This is a genomic window from Paenibacillus alkalitolerans (genome assembly GCF_016482785.1).
In the GTDB taxonomy this organism is placed as follows: Bacteria; Bacillota; Bacilli; order Paenibacillales; family YIM-B00363; genus Paenibacillus_AE; species Paenibacillus_AE alkalitolerans.
Map to the genome: position 1 here is coordinate 1 of NZ_JAEMXM010000079.1, position 329 is coordinate 329.

The following is a 329-nucleotide window of genomic DNA, read 5'->3' on the forward strand; positions in this document are numbered from 1 at the left end:
CTTTTTTTTGAAGAGCGGGTACAGGAAAACAGGCATCGCCGCCAGCGAAAGCCCCATCATGAGAATAAAAAATGCGCCCAGGTTAAGCTGAGACGGATTGGCGGCAATTCGGGTTAGAAAATCCTCTCCAGCAAGCAGATCCCTGGTAACAACAAGGCTTAAAATCCCCGATACTGTTCCGATGATATAGAGGACACCTACGATCACTGCAGTCATTCTGTAAGTTTTCATTTTTTGTTCTCCTTTGTTTTTTATGTTGTTTCAGCATATCGGCTGCGCTCGTTTTGACGTACGAAATCTCGCCATATAAAAAGGTCACGTCATAATGA

At 44.1% G+C, this 329-nt stretch carries 1 protein-coding gene; it reads right to left on the reverse strand.

The features are described 5' to 3' along the window. A partial coding sequence (locus JET16_RS29835; RefSeq protein WP_199624878.1) for a DUF4386 family protein occupies window positions 1-231 on the reverse strand: 231 nt, incomplete at its 3' end. Between the last annotated feature and the right edge of the window lie 98 nt (window positions 232-329).